This window comes from Pigmentiphaga litoralis, assembly GCF_048632615.1.
Classification (GTDB): Bacteria; Pseudomonadota; Gammaproteobacteria; order Burkholderiales; family Burkholderiaceae_B; genus Pigmentiphaga; species Pigmentiphaga litoralis_B.
Map to the genome: position 1 here is coordinate 5,460,877 of NZ_CP184479.1, position 18,133 is coordinate 5,479,009.

The following is an 18,133-nucleotide window of genomic DNA, read 5'->3' on the forward strand; positions in this document are numbered from 1 at the left end:
TACGGATGACTGAGGCAAGGTTGACGGGGGCAAGGGTGAATGGAGCAAGGTTGAACGGAGCAAGGCTGACTGAGACAGCCACCAAGGGTACGACATATCGCCTGGCGCGGCGGCTGCCCACCTGGCACCCCGGCGCGCTTGTGGCATCATGCCGGCCCCACTGCATCGCCGACCCGCAACTTGGCGGAAACTGCCGCGCTCGGGACCAATCCGGATTGACAACTTGAAATACTGTGAAGCGTCCGAATGGCTGAGTTGCGGTTAAGTTATCGACACTTCATCTGTAAGGAAGAGGCCTACATGGTCGATATCATCATCACTGAAACCCACCCGGTGCTCCAGCGTGGGTTGCAGCAGATTCTCACCGAAGTCGATCCAACCTGGGTGCCTATTCCCCGTTCGACGCACGACCTGCGTCACCCCCAAGCCTACGCAGGCGCCGACATGATCCTGTTCTCGCTTCCGACCGAGACGGATGCGCTTGCCCGCGACGTCGCGATTGCCGCGTCTATCGTGCGTCCCAACATCCTGTTCCTGTCCCCTGATCCGATTGTGGTCACCCCCATGCTGCCCGCGGCGTCCAATGTACGCGGCTGTGTGGACAGTGGCGCCTCGGTAGAGGTGCTGGTGGCGTCGATCCGGCTGGTCCGGGTGGGCGGCCGCTGCTTTCCGGCGGTGCAGCAGCCCGTGTCTCCGGGCCTGACGTCCCGTCTGGTCAAGCCGCTGGATCCGCCCGGTCAGCAGCAGAATGCCGACATGGAATTGCTTGGCATCACTGCCAGACAGTACGAAGTGCTGGTCGCCTTGGCCAGGGGCCACTCGATCCAGGCGGTGGGCGAACTGCTCAACATCTCGATCTCAACCGCCAAATCTCACGCTTACGCACTCTATCGACGGCTTGGCGTGAACAGCAAATCCGAAGCGGTGTATGAAGCGTCCCGGCGCGGCGCCAGCTTCGATTGGGACGCCCCCACTGTGGTAGCGGCGCCCGACGTGTTTCATCATGTATCCCGCTCGACAGTAACCGACACACCTTTCAGTAACGCCGCGCCAGACGACGACTTCGAATTCGATACCGCCCCACCCGACCTGGTCCGGTGGTGGCCCACAGGGAAGTAAGCCTTCCCTGCCCTCAGACCGGGAAGCAGACCTTCCCGACCGCTCGCCGGCAAGTCAGCCTTGGCCGGGAGCTCAGGAAGCCGCCTCCTGCTCCGCGGCTTCCTTGTCCCGCAAAGCCTGCGCCGCCTCCGGGTTCAGCGCCCGCCCCGGCCCCTTGGGTTCGGTCAATGGCGCAGGCATCGGGAACCGCCCGCGGTCCACGCTGCGGCCCGCCAGCAGCCCGCCGGCAATCTGCAGTTCAAGACGCTCTTCATCCCGCCGCCGTACTTCGGTCATCAGCGTGACGACGTCATCGTCCGTCACGCCAAGGCCGCGCAGCGCCGCTTCGCCCATGGCCATGGCGGATTCGAATGTTTCGCGGATCTGGTAGTCGACGCCCTTGCCGATCAACGCCAGGGCGTGACGCCGGTCGTACGAACGCACGTACAGCTGCGAACGGGGAAGTTGTGCTGTACCAGTTCGACGATGCGATCAGTGGTTTTCTCGTCGTCGACGCAGACCAGGATCGCGCGCGCACTGGCCGCACCCGATGTGCGCAGATCTTCGAGCCGCGACCCGTCGCCATAGAACACCTGGAAGCCGAAATTGCCGGCCGACCGGATCATGTCGGGATCGTTTTCGATAATGGTGATGTTGATGCCGCGGGCCAGCAGTGCCTGGCTGGCGACCTGCGAAAAGCGGCCGAAACCGATGATCAGCACTTCGCCCTCGGCGCTGGACGCCCGCTCGATCCCTTCCATCGACACTTCTTTCCGGTTCGGGAACAGCTTGCGCGCGGCGATCAGCGCGAGAGGCGTCAGCGCCATCGACAGGATGACGATGGCCGTGAAGATGGCGCTGGTGTTGACGTCAAGAATGCCCGCGGCGCCCGCGGCCGAATAGAGCACGAAGGCAAATTCGCCGCCTTGGGCGAGCACGGCGGCGCGGCGGATCGCTTCGATGTGCGAGCCCTTGAACGCGCGCGCCACGGCGTAGATGCCGATGGCTTTGAGGGACATGTACCCCGCCACCCCCGCCACGATCACCTGCCATTCGCGGGCAAAGATCGACAGGTCCAGTGACATGCCGACCCCCATGAAGAACAGCCCGAGCAGAATGCCGCGAAACGGTTCGATGTCGGCTTCCAGCTGGTGCCGGAAGCTGGATTCCGACAGCAGCACGCCGGCCACGAAGGCGCCCAGCGCCATCGACAACCCGCCCAGTTCCATGGCCAGCGCGGCGCCCAGCACGACCAGCAAGGCGGCCGCCGTCATGACTTCGCGCGCGCGGGCGCCCGCCAGAATGCGGAACATGGGGTTGAGCAGCCACCGCCCCGCAGCCAGCAAGGCCGCCAGCGATCCGATCGCAATGCCGACCGTCACCCAGCGTGATGCATCGTCACTGTCGGAGGTTGCCGGACCGACGAAGGCGACCAGCGCCAGCAGGGGCACGATCGCCAGGTCTTCCAGCAACAGAATGGACACGATGCGCTGCCCATACGGGGTGGACGTCTTGCCCTGTTCGTCCAGCACCTGTACCGCGATGGCGGTGGATGACAGCACGAAGCCCATGGCGCCGACGAAGGCCACCGCATGCGGCAGCCCGGCCAGGATGCCGACACCCGTCAGTATGGCGCCGCAGACGACGACCTGGGCGACGCCAAGGCCGAAGATCTCCTTGCGCAGGCTCCAGAGATGCGACGGCTGCATCTCGAGCCCGATGACGAACAGGAACATGACCACGCCAAGCTCGGCAATGTGCAGCACCGAGTCGGGATCACCGAACAGGTCGAAGCCAAACGGGCCCATGACCAGCCCGGCTGCCAGGTAGCCCAGCACCGAGCCCAGGCCCAGGCGCTTGAACAAGGGCACCGCCACCACGCCCGCTGCAAGCAGCGCCACCACGGGCACCAGCTCTTTTGCGTATCCTTCCACCGCCATCCGAAATCACCCGTCTTGTAAGTTGGGCATCATTCTGCATGGCGGCGGTCGCGGTGGACAGCTTTTTATGCCTTGCGGCGGCCTGGCGTGGGTCCTGGCGGGCCTAGCGCGTCGCGGGCACCACGGTGCGATGTTCACGGATGACGCCGCCGCCTTCCACGCTCCCGCTGGTGGTGCCCTGCTTCATGCGGGCCACGCATTCCGCCCTGTCATTGGCAGGCAGCGCGTCGCAGCGCGCCAGGGCGTTCTTCTGGTATTGGTCACCGGCCCCATCGGCCAGCCGATTGCGGCGCGCTTCGTCGCGCGCGGCGCCGGCTTCGCGGATGCAGGTGGCGCGGTCCTGGTGGGACGTGCCACTGGTGCACGCCGCCATTTCCTTCTTGTACTGCGCCTCGATGTCGGCCGATGCGCTGGCCGCCAGGGCGGCCGACGACAAAGCCAGCGCGCCCATGACGCCAGCTGCAAGATGGCAAAGGCGCATTGCCGGCAGGTATCGGGTTGAAGAAGACAGGCTCATGGTCAAACTCCCTTTTTATGGTTGTGGGGAACATCGGAAACTGAGGTATCGGGACTGCCGCCGCTGCGCTGCTGCCGCATCGGCATCTGATCGATGGTGCCGAATAGCGTCCGCGCATCGATGACGCCTTCTTCGCGCATCTTGACGCCGCCATCCAGGCCGACCAGCAGCACGGTGGCGGGCGCATCGGCCGCCACGTCCAGGGCGTTGCGGATCGCGCGGGCCTGTTCCGCCGACAGCCACGCGTCGTTGCGCCGGGCGCGGTCGCCCACCACCACGTACAAGACCATCTGGCGTTCATTGAAAGCGGCCTGATTGGCGGGCGTCTGCAGAACGTCCTGCATCTTGACCAGCGTGGGGTCGGTCGCGGACGGCGCGACGATGACAAGCGGACGGGTATTCCACCGCTCCGCCATTAACGGGTTGGCCTCGCTGGCCGGGGTGCCTGCCGGCGCCGCGGCGGCGCTGTGCGGAAGCGCCAGCAACGCGGCGCAGGCCAGGCCCGTGCCAAGCAGTAGGCCCAACAGACCGTGCCGCGACGTGCTCCAGGGCGACCGCCATCCGGTCGTCATGATGTCATCCTTGCAGTCGGGGCAACGCATTCGCTGCATCGACCGGTTCGCGGATATACCGGGATGGGCATGGGCATCGGCATGGACCGTCACGTCTGCGGGGGCTGACCGTTGGACGCCGACAGGCCGCCATCCACCGGCAGGTTCACGCCGGTAATGAAACGGGCGTCGTCGCTGCCCAGGAAGGCAATCACGTCGGCGATGTCCTCGGCTTCGGCCGCCCGGCCTAATGGAATGCGTTCCATGAACTTGGCCATCAGCGCCTGGTTGGCGAACATGTCGTCCGTCATCTCGCTACGGGTCAGGCTGGGGCAGACGGCGTTGACCCGTACCCCGTCGCGGCCATGGTCCATGGCCAGTGCGCGGGTGAAGTTGGTGACGGCGCCCTTGGCCGCGTTGTACACGCTCATGCCCCAGTCGCCGCCCAGGCCGGACACCGACGACGTGTTGACGATGGCTCCCTTGGTCTTGATCAGTTCCGGCAACGCGGCGCGGCATCCATAGAACACGCCGTCCAGATCCGTGGCCATGACCTTGCGCCAGTCATCGGCGGACACTTCGGTGATCTTGCCCTCGACCACGGTGCCGGCATTATTGACCAGCACGTCCAGCCGGCCGAAGCGCGCCACGGCGTCCCGTACCAGGCCTTCCACGTCGGACAGGTCCGCCACGTCGGTCGGGCGCACCAGGACCTTGTCACCGTTGCCCAGTGTCTTGGCGACTTCGTCCAGCTTCTCGCGGGTGCGGCCGGCCAGCACCACGGACGCGCCCTCGTTGGCGAATCGCCGCGCCGTCGCAGCGCCGATACCCGATCCGGCCCCCGTGACGATCACTACCTTGTTCGTATACCGTTCCATCTTCAACTCCTAAAGTGACGCGTTGTGGTCGCAACCTTCGCACGGTGGCCGTGGCGCCTGCTGTCGCGACGGCATTCAGAATGCCTCTTCCTTATGGCACCTGCATCGTTTCATTAGTGCTATAGTCGGTCGCCCCCGCGGGCGCTGTCCCGGCGAAACGCGGCAGCCTTTAGCTAATCAAAGAACGGGTGAACCGGGCAATGGGAGATGCGCAACCAAGCATGACGGATGCATCCACTTCGACCCGGCGGGCGCACGCAGCGGGACGGCCCGCCCGCGATCAAGCCAGCGCGCGCGCCGATCACATCGCCAATGCGGCTCCCTCCTGATCGCCAAAAACGGTTACCAAGCCAACAGCGCCGATGCCACTGATCGCGAAACCGGCATGGCAAGACCGACGCAGCCATGGCGCGACGACAGGCGGGCGCCGGCAACCAGGTCGGCGCAGCGAATCTCGTCGACCTCGGCAAACACTTTCCGCCACGGAAGCGCAGCATGAATGCGCAGCCCTTGCCCCCAGCGGCTTCCATGCCGGACGCCCCGCTCGCCAACAACGCCTTCCTGACCGTCGATACCACGTCGTCACCACCCCGCGTGCGCCTGTCGGGCGACTGGACCCTGGCCCACTATCCCGCACTGCTGCGCCTGGCGCGCCAACACAGCTTTGTCGGCCAGACTGCGCCGCAGCTGGACCTGAGCGGCATCGGCGCGCTGGATACGGCAGGCGCGTCGGCCATCGTGGAACTGCTCGGTCCGCATCTGCTCGACCTGGTGTCGCGGCCTGACACGCTGGCCGCCCAGGGCCTTGCCCCCAACCGCCAGGCCTTGCTGCGCACGGTGGCCGACGCGATGTGCACCCGTTGCCGCGCCGCGCCGGTGCCGCCCACGTCGGCGCTGATGGACGTGATCGAACACATCGGCAGGGCCATGGCCCGCTGCTGGCAACTTGCCACCTATCTGTTCGGCTTCATTGGACTGACGCTGGAAGCCCTGGCTCGCAATCTGTTCCGGCCGCGCCGCTGGCGTGTCACCGCGGTCGTCGCGCAGATCGAGCAGACCGGCCTGGACGCCGTTCCCATCGTGGCGCTGCTCACCTTCATGGTCGGCGCCGTGATCGCGTTCCTGGGCGCCACCGTGCTGGATGCCTTCGGCGCCAGCATCTACACCGTGGACCTGGTGGCTTTTGCCTTCCTGCGCGAATTCGCCGTGCTGCTGACCGCCATCCTGATGGCCGGCCGAACCGCCAGCGCGTTTACCGCGCAGATCGGGTCCATGAAGGCGAACGAAGAAATCGATGCCATCCGCGCCCTCGGCATGAACCCGGTCGACCTGCTGGTGCTGCCTCGGGTGCTGGCCCTGCTGATCTCATTGCCGGCCCTGACCTTCATTGCCATGATCGCCGGCATTACGGGCGGCGCCATCGTGTGCGCGCTCAGCCTGGACATTTCGCCCAGCATGTTCCTGTCCATCCTCCACCAGAACCTGGAGGCGCGGCATTTCCTGCTGGGCATGGCCAAGGCGCCCGTCTTCGCATTCCTGATCGCTATCGTCGGCTGCCTGGAAGGCTTCAAGGTCAGCGGCAGTGCGCAATCGGTGGGCGAGCACACGACGTCGGCCGTCGTGCAATGCATCTTCATCGTGATCCTGATGGATGCGGTCGCGGCCCTGTTCTATATGGAAATGGGATGGTGACGCCAGCCGACAGCATTATTGCCGTGCGCGGCGTGACCAACCGCTTCGGCGCGCAAACCGTGCACCAGGACCTGGATCTGGACGTGCGGCGCGGCGAAGTGCTGGGCGTGGTAGGCGGGTCCGGCACGGGCAAGTCGGTGCTGCTGCGAACGATCATCGGCCTGCAGCAGCCGGTATCGGGCAGCGTCCATGTACTGGGCGGCGACCTGATGACACTGGACGCCGACGCACGCTCGCGCATCGAACGACGCTTTGGCGTGCTGTTCCAGCGGGGGCGCTGTTCTCGTCGCTGACCGTGGCCGAGAACGTGGCCCTGCCCCTGATCGAATATGCCGGGCTATCGCGCAATGACGCCGAGCACCTGGCCGAGGTCAAGCTCGCCCTGGCTGGCCTGCCACCCGAGGCGGGCGCCAAGATGCCGGCGGAACTGTCCGGCGGGATGGTCAAACGCGCCGCCCTGGCGCGCGCGCTGGCGCTGGACCCGGACATTCTTTTTCTGGATGAACCGACGGCGGGCCTGGACCCGATCGGCGCGGCCGCCTTCGACCGGCTGATCGCGACCCTGCGCGACGCGCTTGGCCTGACCGTATTCCTGGTCACGCATGACCTGGACACCCTGTACGCGATCTGCGACCGCGTGGCCGTGCTGTCCAACCGGAAAGTGCTGGTGAACGATCGCATCGATGCCGTGGCGGCAACCGCCGACGCCTGGATCCAGGCCTACTTCCATGGCCCTCGCGGCCGGGCTGCGCGCCCCCTTCCCCACCCGCCGACCCTTCGGAGCAACGCTGATGGAAACCCGAGCGCACCACGTGCTGATCGGCTTCTTTACCGTGGCCGTCGCCGCCGCCGCCCTGGCCTTTGGACTGTGGCTGAGCAAGTCCCACCGGGATCGCGAGATCCACTACTACAGCATCGTGTTCAACGAAGCGGTCAATGGCCTGACGCGCGGCAGTTCGGTGCTGTATAGCGGCATCACCATCGGCGACGTGGTCCGGCTGACGCTGGATCCCAAGCGATCCGCGCCGCGTGCTGGCTCGCGTGCGCATTGAAGGCGACGTGCCGATCAAGCAGGACACCCGGGCGCGTCTGGCGCTGACTGGCATTACCGGCACGTCGGTGATCCAGCTGAGCAATGGATCGCCTGAAAGCCCGCGCCTGGAAGGCACGGATGGCGAAGACCCGATCATCGTTGCCGTTCCCTCGCCCATCAACCAGTTCCTGACCAGCGGCGAAGACCTGTTGATCAGCGTGAACGAACTGCTGGCCAGCGCCCAGACCCTGCTGTCCGAAGAAAACGGCAGGCGGGTCAGCCACATCCTGGAAAACATCGACAAGGCGTCCAACACCATGACGGCGCAAGGCGACAGCCTGCGCGAGCTGGTGGAGCAAATGACTCTGGCCAGCCGCCAGGCCACCGCTTCGCTGGCGCAAGCCGGCACCCTGGTCAACAACGCCAACACACTGGTGACGCAGGACGGCGCGCGCACCTTGGGCAGTGCGGAAAAGGCCATGCAGTCGTTGGAACGCACCGGCGCCACGCTGGAGCACCTGTTGACGCAAAACCGCGACGCGCTGACCGGCGGCGCGCAAGGCCTGGCCGAACTGGGGCCGGCCATTGCGGAACTGCGCACGACGCTGGCCTCGCTGCGCGGAATTTCGCGCCGGCTTGAAGACAACCCCGCAAACTACTTGCTGGGCCGCGAAAACATTCGGGAGTTCCAACCATGAGGATGGCGATGAGCGGCGTGTCGGCACTGGCGACAGCGTTTCAGCGGATGGCGTCTCGATCCACGTCGGGCGGGTCGTCGTCGGCTGGGCGGGCAGCCCGTTCCGGCTTTTTGGGAGCGATGGTGGTGGCCGTGCTGGGCGCGTGTTCCGTGCTGCCCGATGCCGAGCCGGTCACGATGTACCAGTTGCCGACAGCGCGGCCGTCAATCCCGGCGGGTACAGGCCCGGATGCGGCGAGCACCGCCCGCAGCCGCGCGGACTGGTCGCTGCGCGTGGTCAAGCCCGCCAGCAGCGCCGTGACCGACAGCCCCCGCATTCTGGTGCTGCGCGAGTCAAATCAGGTGAACGCCTACCAGGCCGTGCGCTGGAGCGATCCGGCTCCCGCCCTGTGGCGCAACCGGCTCACGGCTGCCTTTGTCGATGACGGGCGCATCGGCGCCCTGAGCACGGACGACGCGCCTGCCCATGCAGACCTGGAACTGGCCGGCGACCTGCGCTCGTTCCAGGTGGAATACCAGGGCGCGCAACCCGTCGTGGCCTTGCGGCTGGATGCACGCCTGGTGCGCACGGGCACCCGGCGCATCGTCGCATCGCGCAGCTTCATGGTCATGCAGCCAGTCAGTGGCAGCAAGGTGCCGGAGGTAGTGACCGCCTTCGGCCAGGCGGCTGACGCCCTGTCGGCACAAGTCGTGGACTGGACGCTGACCCAGGCCCCGGTGCGGTAGGTCCGGCGAGCCGCTTACGGCTTGAAGAACGGCGCCTGCGTCATCAGGCGGTTTTCCTGCGAGATCAGATAGCCAGCCTCGCCACTCTTTTCCTGGTAGGCATGCCAGGCCGGATCGGCCTGCATCGCGGCGCGGCGTGCGGCGCGGTCGGCGGCGTCCAGGTACACCCAGATGTGCAGGAAGCTGTTCACATTGCCGGTCTCGGTGACCGCGTACAGCAGCGGCTGGCCAAGGTGCTTGCTCTGCACGGGAAAGCCCAGGCTTTCATACAGGGCCAGATGCTTCTTGATGGTGCCGGGTTTGCAGGTGTAGGTGCGAACGTCGTAGAGCATGAAGAGTCCTTGTTTGGGTGAGTGGCGGCCGGTGGACGCGGGAGGGAATCGGTACAAGCGGGTACAGGCGGGTGCAAGCCGGTGCAAGCGGCGCCGACGGATGCGGGCTATTGCGTAAGCAGCACGCCAGCCGGCATCCTACAGCACGATCAGAAAGACCAACGCGCCCAGGCCCAGCAGCACGAGAGGATTGAGCCGGGTCAGCATCAGGGCCAGGGTGGACCCGCCCGCCACCGCCCAGGCCCACGCGCCCCCTTCGGCCGCGCGTAGCACGGTGCACGACGCCGCGAGCACCATGCCAGCGGCAACCGGCACCAGCCCCGCTTCGATCGCCCGTATCCAGGGCCGGCCAGCGTGCCGCGTCCATACGTGCGCCAGGCCGTAAACGAGCACGGACGACGGCACGAAGATCGCGAGCGAGGCCACCAAGGCACCGGCCAGTCCGGACACTTGCCACCCCACCAGGGTCACCAGCAGCGAACCCGGTCCGGGTGCGAGCCGCGACAGCGCAAACAGGTCCAGGAATTGCGCGTTGCTCATCCACCCGTACACGTCAACGGACTGCCGGTGAATGTCGGCAACGACGCTTTGACCGCCGCCAACGGTCAGGAACGACAGCGGCAGGAACACGCGGAGCAGTTCAAGAAGGGCGCGGCCCATTACGGACCGGCCTTGCCACGCAGCCGCAGATAGGCCGTGGCGATGGATACCGGTGCAAGCGCGCCCACGACCCACAACAGGGGCAGGCGTAGTACGAAGATCGCCAGGAAGGTCGCAACCATGAACATAAGCGGCAACACGCCACGCGCCGCGCGCGCGCCGCCCGCAGGCCGGTTTGCAAGGACAGGCCGACTGCGGCCGCCGCAATGCCGGCCAGCGCCACATGTACCGCATGGACGTGCGTGACCTGGGCAAACACACCCGCCAGCACCAGCACCACCGCCATCGGCGGAACCACCAGACCCAGCGCCGCCGCCAGTGCGCCCTGCCCGCCCTTCAGCCGAAAGCCAAGCCAGATCGCCAGATTGACAACGTTGACACCCGGGAAGGCCTGCGCCAGGGCCAGGCCGCTCAAAAAGTCGGCTTCGGTCAGCCAGCCGCGGCGCTGGACGATTTCGCGCATCATCCAGCCGCTCAGCCCGCCCCCGAAGCTGGTGAGTCCTATCAAGGCAAACACCTTGAACAGGTCGCGGGCGCCAGGCGGACCCTCGGGCGGCGTGTCGGCAGGGCGGTCCATGAACGGCTGGTCAGATTGCGGTATCGCTTTCCGTCGCCTTCAGTTGCGCCTGCAGGTAGTTTTCCAGGCCGATCATATCGATCTGGCGCAGCTGCTGCTCCAGCCAGTACGCATGGTCTTCTTCGGTATCGCCCAGCTGCGCGAGCAGGATGTCACGTGTCACGAAGTCGCGCACGCGTTCGCAGATCACGATGCCTTCGCGCAAGGCGGTGCGCACCTCTTCTTCCACATCCAGATCAAAGCGCAGCATTTCCGGCACCGTCTTGCCGACGCGCACCGCGGCCACCCGCATATCCGGCGTGCCATCGAGCATCAGAATGCGGCGGATCAGGGCATCCGCATGCATCGTCTCGTCGGCCATCTCGTGATTGATGCGCTCGTACAGCTTCTTGTACGACCATTCGTCGTACATGCGCGAGTGGATGAAATATTGGTCCCGCGCGCCCAGCTCACCCGCCAGCAGCGTATTCAGATAGTCGATGACTTCGGTATTGCCCAGCATGGCCTACATCCTTCAAGAGCGCCGCGGAACCATCCGCGAATCGGCCATTGTACGGGCTGCGGTCAGCCAGGCGTGGCGAGCGAGGGGTCTCAAGTGCCGCCAAGGCCAACCAGATCTCGACACGCCGATGTGTCAATGACAGCTGACGTTTATGATGGCTCGCACAGCCCAATGCTTCCGCTGTCCGACGTCCCGGCTTCCACGATTAATGCAGGCAGCATCCCGAGCAGTTCAGGCAATGCTTTATGCACGCTTTCCCACACAATATCCAGGTTGGTGTCGAAGTAGGCGTGAGCAATGCGGTTGCGCATGCCGCGCATATTCTTCCATGGCACTTGGCCATGTGCAGCAATGAAATTGGGATAACGATCCACAAGCTTCGTCGCCGATTCACCAATGATAAAGAGACTCATCAGAACGGCTTGCTGAGTTCGCTTGTCTTCGAAGAACTGCTCTTTGACCATACCCGCGACGAACTCGCATGCATCCGAAGCCGCTTGTTCCATGTGCTCGAGGTAGTCCGCCAGGCGATAGCCGCTCACAAAGGCTGCGCCTCGGCAAGGACCTTCGCCCGAAACTTGATCGGCAAGTCGCCCGGAGTCAGCACATCGACATGGATCCCCAAAAGTGACTCCAGTTCGTCCTGGAGACCTCCCAAGTCGAATAGCGTCGCTCCAGGCAAAGCGTCTACCAAGAGATCGACGTCACTGCCGTCGCGATCGGTGCCATGCAGCACTGAACCAAACACACGGGGGTTGGTGGTTCGAAAGCGAGCAACGGCCTCACGTACAACGCTTCGTTTCATATCGAGCACAATGGACGGTCGCATAGGGATCCTTTGGGGACTGACGTGGCGGCAGGCTGAGCAATCCGCACGACTGACTCGGCCATCCAACGCGTAAGCCCATTATCACCTAGTCAAGCACGCCTGCACCACCGCTCCTGTCCGCAGCCAGGACGAACTCGTCCTAGGGCTTGAAGAACGGCGTGGGCGTCATCAGGCGGTTTTCCTGCGAAATGAGCCAGCCGGCTTCGGCGCTCTTGGCCATATAGGCATGCCAGGCCGGGTCGGCTTGCAACGCGGCGCGGCGCGTGGCGCGGTCGGCGGCGTCTTTGTAGACCCAGATGTGCAGGTAGCTGTTCACGTTGCCTGTTTCGGTCTGCGCGTAGACCACCGGGTCGCCCAGATGCTTGCGCTGCGTGTCAAAGCCGTGTTCGGCGTACATGGCCAGGTGCTTCTTGATGGTGCCCGGATGGCAGGTATAGGTGCGGACGTCATAGAACATGGGAATCCCTTGCTGAAGAAGGTGTTGGAAATCGGAAAGCGGAAACAGGGAAAGCCTTACTCCGCCGACGCGCCGGACTTCTCGACCAGCCCGCCCCAGCGCGTGACCTCCTGCGCCACATAGGCCTGGAAGGCGTCGTGCTTGTCGCCGATGGGCTCGGCGCCCAGTTCCTTCAGGCGCGCCTGCACGGCCGGGTCGCGCACCGACGCGGCGATTTCGTTGGACAGCAGCGCCACGATGGCGGGCGGCGTCGAGGCAGGCGCGAACAGGCCGAACCACGATTTGGCGTCCAGCGCCGGATAGCCGGTCTGGGCAAACGTGGGCACGTCGGGCAGGCTGGCGTGGCGTGTGGCGCCCGTCAACGCCAGGGGCGCAGCCGGCCGGCGCTGACCTGGGGAAGCACTTCGGGCAGATTGGCGAACATGGCCTGGACCTGACCGCCGATCAGGTCGTTCTGGGCCTGGGAACCGCCTTTGTAAGGCACATGCGCCATCTTGACGCCGGCCAGGGTGTTGAACTGTTCACCGGCCAGGTGGGCCGCCGTGCCCGTACCCCCTGATGCAAAATTGACCTGGGCGCCCGGGCGCTGCGCAAACGCGGCAAGCTCTTTGGGCGTCTTGGCCGGCACGGTGGGATTGACCACCAGCAGCAGCGGCACCGATGCCAGGTTGGACAAGGCGGCAAAGTCGGTAATGCGGTAGTCCAGCTTGCGATACAGGGTCTGGTTAATGGCGTGTGCCGACGTGGCCATCAGCAGGGTGTAGCCGTCGGCTTCTGAGCGCGCGACCTGCGCGGCGCCGATGTTGCCGTTCGCACCTGCCTTGTTTTCCACGACCACGGCCTGCCCCATCCGCTCGGCCATCTTCTGGGCCACGGTGCGGGCAATGATGTCGGTGGCGCCGCCCGGCGCGAAGGGCACGACGATGCGCAGCGGGCGGTTCGGGAAGTCGCCGCGGCCTTGTTGAGCGTGGCTGGCCGCGATCGGCAGCGCGCACAGCGACGTCAGCAGCGCCGCGCACACGGCCCGGCGTGTCATCCCGCCGCGGGTGGACGTCAGGTCGGCACACGAAGCCGTGGCGAAAGAAGCAAGGGCGCGGGCGCGCGGGAGGTGGGGCATGTCTCGTCTCCGGTCTTGGAAGTCCGGCGCTGCGGCGGGCCGCGCGTCGGTGTGTGCCCAGACTGTACGAAATCCCGACGCACGGGCGTTAGGACGAAAACGAGAATGTTCGGTACTTTTCCACGAAGGTGGATCGACGCGGCGCGGGAGCCCGTGAAAGCGAACAGGCGCGCTGCCTTCGCAGGGAAGCCTCCAACAGCGATACCGCCGCAGTGCTTAAGCCGCCCCGGCGTCCACCGGCCGGGCATGCCGCTTACGAAAGTCCCCGGGCGTCGTCTGCGTGTGCCGCTTGAAGAAGCGGCAGAAATACGCCAGGTCGTCGTAGCCCAGCTGATAGGCCACCTCGGCGATGCCCATGTCCGTGAGCGACAGCAGCCGCTTGGCTTCCAGCAGCACCCGCTGCTGAATGACCTGCCCCGCCGTCTTGCCGGTGGCGCGTTTGACGGCGTCGTTCAATTGCCTTTCCGTCACATGCAATTGGCCGGCATAGGCCGGCACGGGCAGGCATTCCAGGAAGTGCTGTTCCACCCGCTGCCGGAACCGCCGCGCCAGGTGGACGCCTTGCGCGGACACGCCGTCCTGGCTCGCGGGGGCGGCGCCAGGCGGCGCAACCGGGTCAGCAGAATCAGAAGATAGGCGCGGACGATATCCAGGCGGCCGTCGCCCGTCCCCAAATATTCCGCTTCGATCGCCTCGACCAGGGGCAGCAGTTCGTCATGCTGGGCCGCCGTCAGATACAGCGCAGGCTGGCCGCTGCCTACATCGAAGAAGGGAAACTGCGCGGCCAGATCGGCGCGCGGGAACATCTGCAGGAACAGGTCGGCGCTGATGTTCATGACGAAGCCGCGCGGCGGCACGGACGACGTCCACGAATGGATCTGGGCCGGGCTGACGAAAAATACCGTGCACGGCTGCACCGGATGCGGCACGAAGTCGAGCAGATGCACACCCTGCGCCTGCGTCATCCACAACAGGTGATAGTAGTTGTGCCGGTGGGCGAACGCGCGCGGGATGTCGGCACGGTCCTGCAGACGGACCATGTCGAAGTAGAACGAAGCGTCGTCACCCCCGAACGCCGACGTATCGAAGGTCGGCAGGTCCGGGACGGCCGCGGCCACCATGGCGCGCCCTGCCGTTGTCAGTCGATGCCGTGGAACGGCGCGTCATCGACGCCCACGTACGTCGGCGGGCGCCAGCTGGCGTCGCGCATCGAATGCTGCAGCTGGTTCTCGACACCCAGCAGCACCGCAAAGATCGCCATCCGCACCGGAATGCCGTTATCGGTCTGGCGGAAGATGGCCAGACGCGAATCCTGGTTCAGGTCGGTGCTCAAGTCGTTGGCGCCTTCGCGGCTGTCGCGGGGCAAGGGGTGCATGACCAGCGTGTCGGGTCCGCACACCGTCTCGACCAAGGCCTGGTTGATCTGAAAGTCCGGCTTGTAGCCTTCGAACGATTCATTCACGAAGCGTTCTTTCTGGATGCGCGTCGCGTAGACCACGTCCGCGCCCTTCAGCCCTTGCGTCAGCGAGTCGGTCTGCTCGATCACGTGACCGTTGCGGGAAATCTGATCGATGATGTAGCTCGGCATTTCGAGTGCAGCCGGGGCGATCAGCGTCAGTTTCAGGCCGCGATAGAGCGCCAGCAGCTTAACCAGCGAATGCACGGTGCGGCCGTATTTCAGGTCGCCGACCAGGGCGATGTGCGCGCCATCCACGATCTTGCCGAGGCGCGCGAATTCTTTCTGGATGGTGTACAGGTCAAGCAGCGCCTGGCTGGGATGTTCGCCCGGCCCGTCGCCGCCGTTGATCACCGGGATATTGGTGGCGCGGGCGAATTCGGCCACCGATCCCTGGTCCGGATGCCGCACGACCATGGCGTCGACATAACCCGCCATGACGCGGCTGGTGTCGTAGATCGACTCGCCCTTGGCCATGGACGAAAAGGTAAAGCCCGTGGTGTCGCACACCGAGCCACCCAGGCGGCAGAAGGCGGCGCCAAAGCTGACCCGGGTCCGCGTGCTGGCTTCGAAAAACAGGTTGCCCAACACGGCGCCCTCCAGCACCCGCGACACCTTCTGGCGACGAGCGATGGGCTGGACCACGTCAGCCACCCGGAACAGTCCTTCGACCGATTCCCGGGTGAATTGATCGACGGACAGCAGCTGTGGCCGGCCTTCGAACAGCATGCGGTCCCGCAACGCGCCGGTATGTACGCTAGGCGTAGAGTCGGCGGACAACTCGGCACTGCTCAGGATCTCGGCCGTGAAGCGCTGCACGATCTCGGGCATCTGACGGCTTTCCTGCGAATCCTCGGGCAGCAGCCAGGTGTCGAGCGCCCGGCGGCTGACGCCGATCCGGGTGGCGAACGCGTCGCGCGTCATGTTGAGGCGACGCATCGCGTCACGCAGGAAGGTCTGCTGTTGGAGATCCATGGGGCACCCGGAAGAATGTACGCAGTGCGCAGATTCTATAGGAAGCGCTGACGCTTTGCACAACGGTTTATTGCCCGTCGGCCCAGCTTGCGTGTGCCGGCCTTTCCTCTTGCTTGTAAGGGGCCACCGTTCTTCAGACGGCAGCGCGCCATTGGTCTTAAGCACATAACGCGAGAGGCACTGGCTAGATCCGCCGCCTGCCACGCACGAACAACAGCAACCCGGCCACGAAGGCAATTGCGCCATAGACCGCCCACTGCATCTGGCCGGTCATGAAACTACCGGGCAGCACATTGATGCCCTGCAGGAACCAGATCAGGCCCAGCGCCATCAGCACCACACCGGCGACCACCAATACGATACGCATTAACCCGACTCCATCAAAAGCAAGGACCGGCACGGCCCCTGCGCTGAACTGCTAAAAGTTGGACTGCGCAACTGTTGAAGTGCGCAACTGTTGAATGGCACAACTACGCGACCACAGGCGCTGCCTGCCGACCGCGCCGCCGCCACAACTGCCAGGCCAGGAACACAACCACCACGACGTTGAACGCCAGCACGACAAAGTTGATGACGGACGGATGGGCGATGAAGTGCCGGAGTTCAAACGGCACGTAGATCCCGCCAGACACGGCGCCCAGCCATTCGGCCCAGGCCCGGTCTCGCCACAACCCGAAGGCTTCCACGAAGCGGATCAGGATGTACGCGGCGACGATCGCCATGACGGTGCGAAGGTTGGCGTCTTCCAGCACGTCGGCATAGTGAAGGAAGATGGCCGGATAGCGCCCCGCCGGATTCCAGCCGAAGTGGCCGACCAGTTCATTCGCCAGATGGCGGACGTCGTAGTGGACCAGACTGAGCAGGCCCAGGCCGCCCGCGAACGCGGCTGCGCCCTTGGCCGCTTCGAACAGCGCGATGGCACGCCGCGCGCGGCGTTCGCCGGAGCGTGTGTCGTCATGCGGCGGCGCAGCCCCTGCCCGGCGGCCGCACCGGCGGCAGTCGGCTCACCGCGCGGCGTCGCCGTACCGGTATTCATGGGTGATGTCATCGAGCCGCGCTTTCAGCGCCGGGTCCAGCGTCATGTCGGCCGCGGCAAGGGTGGCGTCCAATTGTTCTGGCCGGCTCGCGCCAAGGATCGCCGACGTGATGGTGGGATTGGCCAGCACCCAGGCCACCGAGGCCGTCGTCAACGACACGCCGGCGTCGGCCGCGGCATCGCTCAGCTTGCCCACGGTCTCGAATTCTTTCTCGTGCCAGTAGCGTTCCTGATAGCGCTCGGCCGCGGTACCCAGCGTAAAGCGGCTGCCTTCGGTCGGGCCGGTGTCGAAGCGGTGCTTGCCCGTCAGCAGGCCGCCGGCCAGCGGGTTGTACGACAGCACGCCCAGCTTTTCTTCGGCGCACAGCGGCAGCAGTTCACGTTCGATTTCACGGAACAGCAGGCTGTAGCGCGGTTGCACGGACACGAAGCGCGTCAGCCATTTCACGTCGGCTCGTCCCAATGCGCGCGCCAGACGGTAGGCCAGGAAGTTGGACACGCCGATGTAGCGGGCCTTGCCGTGCTTGACGATGATGTCGAGCGCTTCCAGGGTTTCGTCCAGCGGCGTGTCGGCATCGTCCGAATGCAATTGATAGAGATCGACGTAATCGGTGTTCAGGCGGCGCAGCGAATCGTTGATGGCGTCAAGCAAGTGCTTGCGGGACGCACCTTGTTGCCATGGCGCGGCGCCCATCTTGCCCACCGCCTTGGTCGCGACGATGAACTGGTCGCGGCGCCCTTCCAGCCATTGGCCCACGATCTCTTCGGTCTTTCCGACGGTGCGCAGTCCCCCGCCCAGCGGATACACGTCGGCGGTGTCAATGAAATTGACCCCCGCCCCGGCAGCCTTGTCGAGGATCGAATGGGCAACGGCGGCTTCGGTCTGAAGGCCGAAGGTCATGGTGCCCAGGCACAGGCGCGAGACGGTCAGACCGGTCGCGCCGAGTCGGGTGGTTTGCATGGTGGGAGCGCTCCGAGTGGCATGAGAAGACTAGCCCCGTACGTTAAATCAGTGCGCCGCGTATTGGGAAGAGCGGCCATGCGTGCTTACACCTGGCCG

The 18,133-nt window shown here is 65.3% G+C and carries 24 protein-coding genes and 2 pseudogenes; 7 read left to right on the forward strand and 19 right to left on the reverse strand.

The features are described from left to right. Positions 1–5 precede the first annotated feature (5 nt). Entirely contained in the window at positions 6–227 is a 222-nt protein-coding gene (locus tag ACNANG_RS25300) for a pentapeptide repeat-containing protein (protein WP_420225372.1), read from the forward strand. A gap of 73 nt (positions 228–300) precedes the next feature. Continuing rightward, a complete protein-coding gene (locus tag ACNANG_RS25305; protein ID WP_420225373.1) occupies positions 301–1,119 on the forward strand; it encodes a response regulator transcription factor in 819 nt (272 codons plus the stop codon). A gap of 72 nt (positions 1,120–1,191) precedes the next feature. Here ACNANG_RS25305 and ACNANG_RS25310 read toward each other — a convergent pair. The 4 genes and pseudogenes from ACNANG_RS25310 to ACNANG_RS25325 all read right to left on the reverse strand — a co-directional run bounded on the left by ACNANG_RS25310 (position 1,192) and on the right by ACNANG_RS25325 (position 4,984). Further along, positions 1,192–3,038, reverse strand: a pseudogene (locus tag ACNANG_RS25310) (monovalent cation:proton antiporter-2 (CPA2) family protein). Between the two features lie 103 nt (positions 3,039–3,141). Further along, positions 3,142–3,555, reverse strand: coding sequence for a hypothetical protein (locus tag ACNANG_RS25315; protein ID WP_420225374.1), 414 nt, complete (start codon positions 3,553–3,555; stop codon positions 3,142–3,144). Positions 3,556–3,557: 2 nt separating this feature from the next. Next, positions 3,558–4,127 carry a DUF4174 domain-containing protein gene (locus ACNANG_RS25320; protein ID WP_420225375.1) on the reverse strand — a complete coding sequence of 190 codons (570 nt, stop codon included), beginning with the start codon at positions 4,125–4,127 and terminating at the stop codon, positions 3,558–3,560. An 89-nt stretch (positions 4,128–4,216) separates the two neighbouring features. Then, entirely contained in the window at positions 4,217–4,984 is a 768-nt protein-coding gene (locus ACNANG_RS25325) for an SDR family NAD(P)-dependent oxidoreductase (protein WP_420225376.1), read from the reverse strand. 528 nt (positions 4,985–5,512) lie between these two features. Here ACNANG_RS25325 and ACNANG_RS25330 point away from each other — a divergent pair. The 5 genes and pseudogenes from ACNANG_RS25330 (at position 5,513) to ACNANG_RS25350 (ending at position 9,132) form a co-directional block, all read left to right on the forward strand. After that, entirely contained in the window at positions 5,513–6,676 is a 1,164-nt protein-coding gene (locus tag ACNANG_RS25330) for an MlaE family lipid ABC transporter permease subunit (protein WP_420227663.1), read from the forward strand. Next, positions 6,670–7,427: pseudogene (locus ACNANG_RS25335) on the forward strand (ABC transporter ATP-binding protein); the annotation flags it as partial. The gene ACNANG_RS25330 and the pseudogene ACNANG_RS25335, both read left to right, overlap by 7 nt. A 40-nt stretch (positions 7,428–7,467) precedes the next feature. Then, the gene (locus ACNANG_RS25340; protein WP_420225377.1) at positions 7,468–7,728 is read left to right on the forward strand and encodes an MlaD family protein; all 261 of its coding nucleotides are present in this window, start codon (positions 7,468–7,470) and stop codon (positions 7,726–7,728) included. Further along, positions 7,706–8,407, forward strand: coding sequence for an MlaD family protein (locus tag ACNANG_RS25345; RefSeq protein ID WP_420225378.1), 702 nt, complete (start codon positions 7,706–7,708; stop codon positions 8,405–8,407). Before ACNANG_RS25340 ends, ACNANG_RS25345 begins: the two co-directional genes overlap by 23 nt. Before the next feature lie 8 nt (positions 8,408–8,415). Continuing rightward, positions 8,416–9,132 carry an ABC-type transport auxiliary lipoprotein family protein gene (locus tag ACNANG_RS25350; RefSeq protein WP_420225379.1) on the forward strand — a complete coding sequence of 239 codons (717 nt, stop codon included), beginning with the start codon at positions 8,416–8,418 and terminating at the stop codon, positions 9,130–9,132. A 14-nt stretch (positions 9,133–9,146) separates the two neighbouring features. On the opposite strand, the gene ACNANG_RS25355 is transcribed toward ACNANG_RS25350, so the two are convergent. From ACNANG_RS25355 to ACNANG_RS25425, 15 genes are all read right to left on the reverse strand, one after another. Next, a complete protein-coding gene (locus ACNANG_RS25355; RefSeq protein WP_420225380.1) occupies positions 9,147–9,464 on the reverse strand; it encodes an NIPSNAP family protein in 318 nt (105 codons plus the stop codon). A 138-nt stretch (positions 9,465–9,602) separates the two neighbouring features. Then, the gene (locus ACNANG_RS25360) at positions 9,603–10,124 is read right to left on the reverse strand and encodes a chromate transporter (protein ID WP_420225381.1); all 522 of its coding nucleotides are present in this window, start codon (positions 10,122–10,124) and stop codon (positions 9,603–9,605) included. Continuing rightward, positions 10,105–10,701 (reverse strand): chromate transporter, encoded by a 597-nt coding sequence (locus ACNANG_RS25365; protein ID WP_420225382.1) that lies wholly within the window; start codon positions 10,699–10,701, stop codon positions 10,105–10,107. The genes ACNANG_RS25360 and ACNANG_RS25365 overlap by 20 nt, the downstream gene beginning before the upstream one ends. A 10-nt stretch (positions 10,702–10,711) precedes the next feature. After that, a complete protein-coding gene (bfr, locus tag ACNANG_RS25370; RefSeq protein WP_420225383.1) occupies positions 10,712–11,203 on the reverse strand; it encodes a bacterioferritin in 492 nt (163 codons plus the stop codon). Positions 11,204–11,352: 149 nt separating this feature from the next. After that, entirely contained in the window at positions 11,353–11,745 is a 393-nt protein-coding gene (locus ACNANG_RS25375; RefSeq protein ID WP_420225384.1) for a DUF86 domain-containing protein, read from the reverse strand. Beyond that, positions 11,742–12,032 carry a nucleotidyltransferase family protein gene (locus ACNANG_RS25380; RefSeq protein WP_420225385.1) on the reverse strand — a complete coding sequence of 97 codons (291 nt, stop codon included), beginning with the start codon at positions 12,030–12,032 and terminating at the stop codon, positions 11,742–11,744. The genes ACNANG_RS25375 and ACNANG_RS25380 overlap by 4 nt, the downstream gene beginning before the upstream one ends. A 139-nt stretch (positions 12,033–12,171) precedes the next feature. Then, positions 12,172–12,489, reverse strand: a complete 318-nt coding sequence (locus ACNANG_RS25385; RefSeq protein ID WP_420225386.1) for an NIPSNAP family protein — start codon at positions 12,487–12,489, stop codon at positions 12,172–12,174. 56 nt (positions 12,490–12,545) lie between these two features. Next, positions 12,546–12,851 carry a Bug family tripartite tricarboxylate transporter substrate binding protein gene (locus ACNANG_RS25390; RefSeq protein WP_420225387.1) on the reverse strand — a complete coding sequence of 102 codons (306 nt, stop codon included), beginning with the start codon at positions 12,849–12,851 and terminating at the stop codon, positions 12,546–12,548. Then, on the reverse strand, positions 12,848–13,606 hold the full coding sequence (locus ACNANG_RS25395; protein WP_420225388.1) for a Bug family tripartite tricarboxylate transporter substrate binding protein: 759 nt from the start codon (positions 13,604–13,606) through the stop codon (positions 12,848–12,850). The genes ACNANG_RS25390 and ACNANG_RS25395 overlap by 4 nt, the downstream gene beginning before the upstream one ends. A 216-nt stretch (positions 13,607–13,822) precedes the next feature. Beyond that, entirely contained in the window at positions 13,823–14,062 is a 240-nt protein-coding gene (locus ACNANG_RS25400) for a helix-turn-helix domain-containing protein (protein ID WP_420225389.1), read from the reverse strand. Between the two features lie 11 nt (positions 14,063–14,073). Next, positions 14,074–14,727: a hypothetical protein gene (locus ACNANG_RS25405; RefSeq protein WP_420225390.1), complete on the reverse strand. Its 654-nt coding sequence runs from the start codon at positions 14,725–14,727 to the stop codon at positions 14,074–14,076. Between the two features lie 17 nt (positions 14,728–14,744). Then, positions 14,745–16,037 (reverse strand): aspartate carbamoyltransferase, encoded by a 1,293-nt coding sequence (locus tag ACNANG_RS25410; RefSeq protein WP_420225391.1) that lies wholly within the window; start codon positions 16,035–16,037, stop codon positions 14,745–14,747. A gap of 184 nt (positions 16,038–16,221) precedes the next feature. Next, on the reverse strand, positions 16,222–16,404 hold the full coding sequence (locus tag ACNANG_RS25415) for a hypothetical protein (RefSeq protein WP_420225392.1): 183 nt from the start codon (positions 16,402–16,404) through the stop codon (positions 16,222–16,224). 103 nt (positions 16,405–16,507) lie between these two features. Beyond that, complete coding sequence (locus tag ACNANG_RS25420; protein WP_420227664.1) at positions 16,508–16,954, reverse strand: DUF2127 domain-containing protein; 447 nt, start codon at positions 16,952–16,954, stop codon at positions 16,508–16,510. 87 nt (positions 16,955–17,041) lie between these two features. Continuing rightward, positions 17,042–18,034: an aldo/keto reductase gene (locus tag ACNANG_RS25425; protein WP_420225393.1), complete on the reverse strand. Its 993-nt coding sequence runs from the start codon at positions 18,032–18,034 to the stop codon at positions 17,042–17,044. Positions 18,035–18,133 lie beyond the last annotated feature (99 nt).

Excerpts from the sequence above, each read along its gene's own strand:
- ACNANG_RS25315 (WP_420225374.1), bottom strand. The coding sequence starts at position 3,555 with ATGAGCCTGTCTTCTTCAACCCGATACCTGCCGGCAATGCGCCTTTGC.
- ACNANG_RS25415 (WP_420225392.1), bottom strand. The coding sequence starts at position 16,404 with ATGCGTATCGTATTGGTGGTCGCCGGTGTGGTGCTGATGGCGCTGGGC.
- ACNANG_RS25320 (WP_420225375.1), bottom strand. The coding sequence starts at position 4,127 with ATGACGACCGGATGGCGGTCGCCCTGGAGCACGTCGCGGCACGGTCTG.
- bfr (WP_420225383.1), bottom strand. The coding sequence starts at position 11,203 with ATGCTGGGCAATACCGAAGTCATCGACTATCTGAATACGCTGCTGGCG.
- ACNANG_RS25395 (WP_420225388.1), bottom strand. The coding sequence starts at position 13,606 with ATGCCCCACCTCCCGCGCGCCCGCGCCCTTGCTTCTTTCGCCACGGCT.
- ACNANG_RS25405 (WP_420225390.1), bottom strand. The coding sequence starts at position 14,727 with ATGGTGGCCGCGGCCGTCCCGGACCTGCCGACCTTCGATACGTCGGCG.
- ACNANG_RS25410 (WP_420225391.1), bottom strand. The coding sequence starts at position 16,037 with ATGGATCTCCAACAGCAGACCTTCCTGCGTGACGCGATGCGTCGCCTC.
- ACNANG_RS25340 (WP_420225377.1), top strand. The coding sequence starts at position 7,468 with ATGGAAACCCGAGCGCACCACGTGCTGATCGGCTTCTTTACCGTGGCC.
- ACNANG_RS25385 (WP_420225386.1), bottom strand. The coding sequence starts at position 12,489 with ATGTTCTATGACGTCCGCACCTATACCTGCCATCCGGGCACCATCAAG.
- ACNANG_RS25300 (WP_420225372.1), top strand. The coding sequence starts at position 6 with ATGACTGAGGCAAGGTTGACGGGGGCAAGGGTGAATGGAGCAAGGTTG.
- ACNANG_RS25305 (WP_420225373.1), top strand. The coding sequence starts at position 301 with ATGGTCGATATCATCATCACTGAAACCCACCCGGTGCTCCAGCGTGGG.
- ACNANG_RS25350 (WP_420225379.1), top strand. The coding sequence starts at position 8,416 with ATGAGCGGCGTGTCGGCACTGGCGACAGCGTTTCAGCGGATGGCGTCT.
- ACNANG_RS25365 (WP_420225382.1), bottom strand. The coding sequence starts at position 10,701 with ATGGACCGCCCTGCCGACACGCCGCCCGAGGGTCCGCCTGGCGCCCGC.
- ACNANG_RS25380 (WP_420225385.1), bottom strand. The coding sequence starts at position 12,032 with ATGCGACCGTCCATTGTGCTCGATATGAAACGAAGCGTTGTACGTGAG.
- ACNANG_RS25355 (WP_420225380.1), bottom strand. The coding sequence starts at position 9,464 with ATGCTCTACGACGTTCGCACCTACACCTGCAAACCCGGCACCATCAAG.
- ACNANG_RS25330 (WP_420227663.1), top strand. The coding sequence starts at position 5,513 with ATGCCGGACGCCCCGCTCGCCAACAACGCCTTCCTGACCGTCGATACC.
- ACNANG_RS25360 (WP_420225381.1), bottom strand. The coding sequence starts at position 10,124 with ATGGGCCGCGCCCTTCTTGAACTGCTCCGCGTGTTCCTGCCGCTGTCG.
- ACNANG_RS25425 (WP_420225393.1), bottom strand. The coding sequence starts at position 18,034 with ATGCAAACCACCCGACTCGGCGCGACCGGTCTGACCGTCTCGCGCCTG.
- ACNANG_RS25325 (WP_420225376.1), bottom strand. The coding sequence starts at position 4,984 with ATGGAACGGTATACGAACAAGGTAGTGATCGTCACGGGGGCCGGATCG.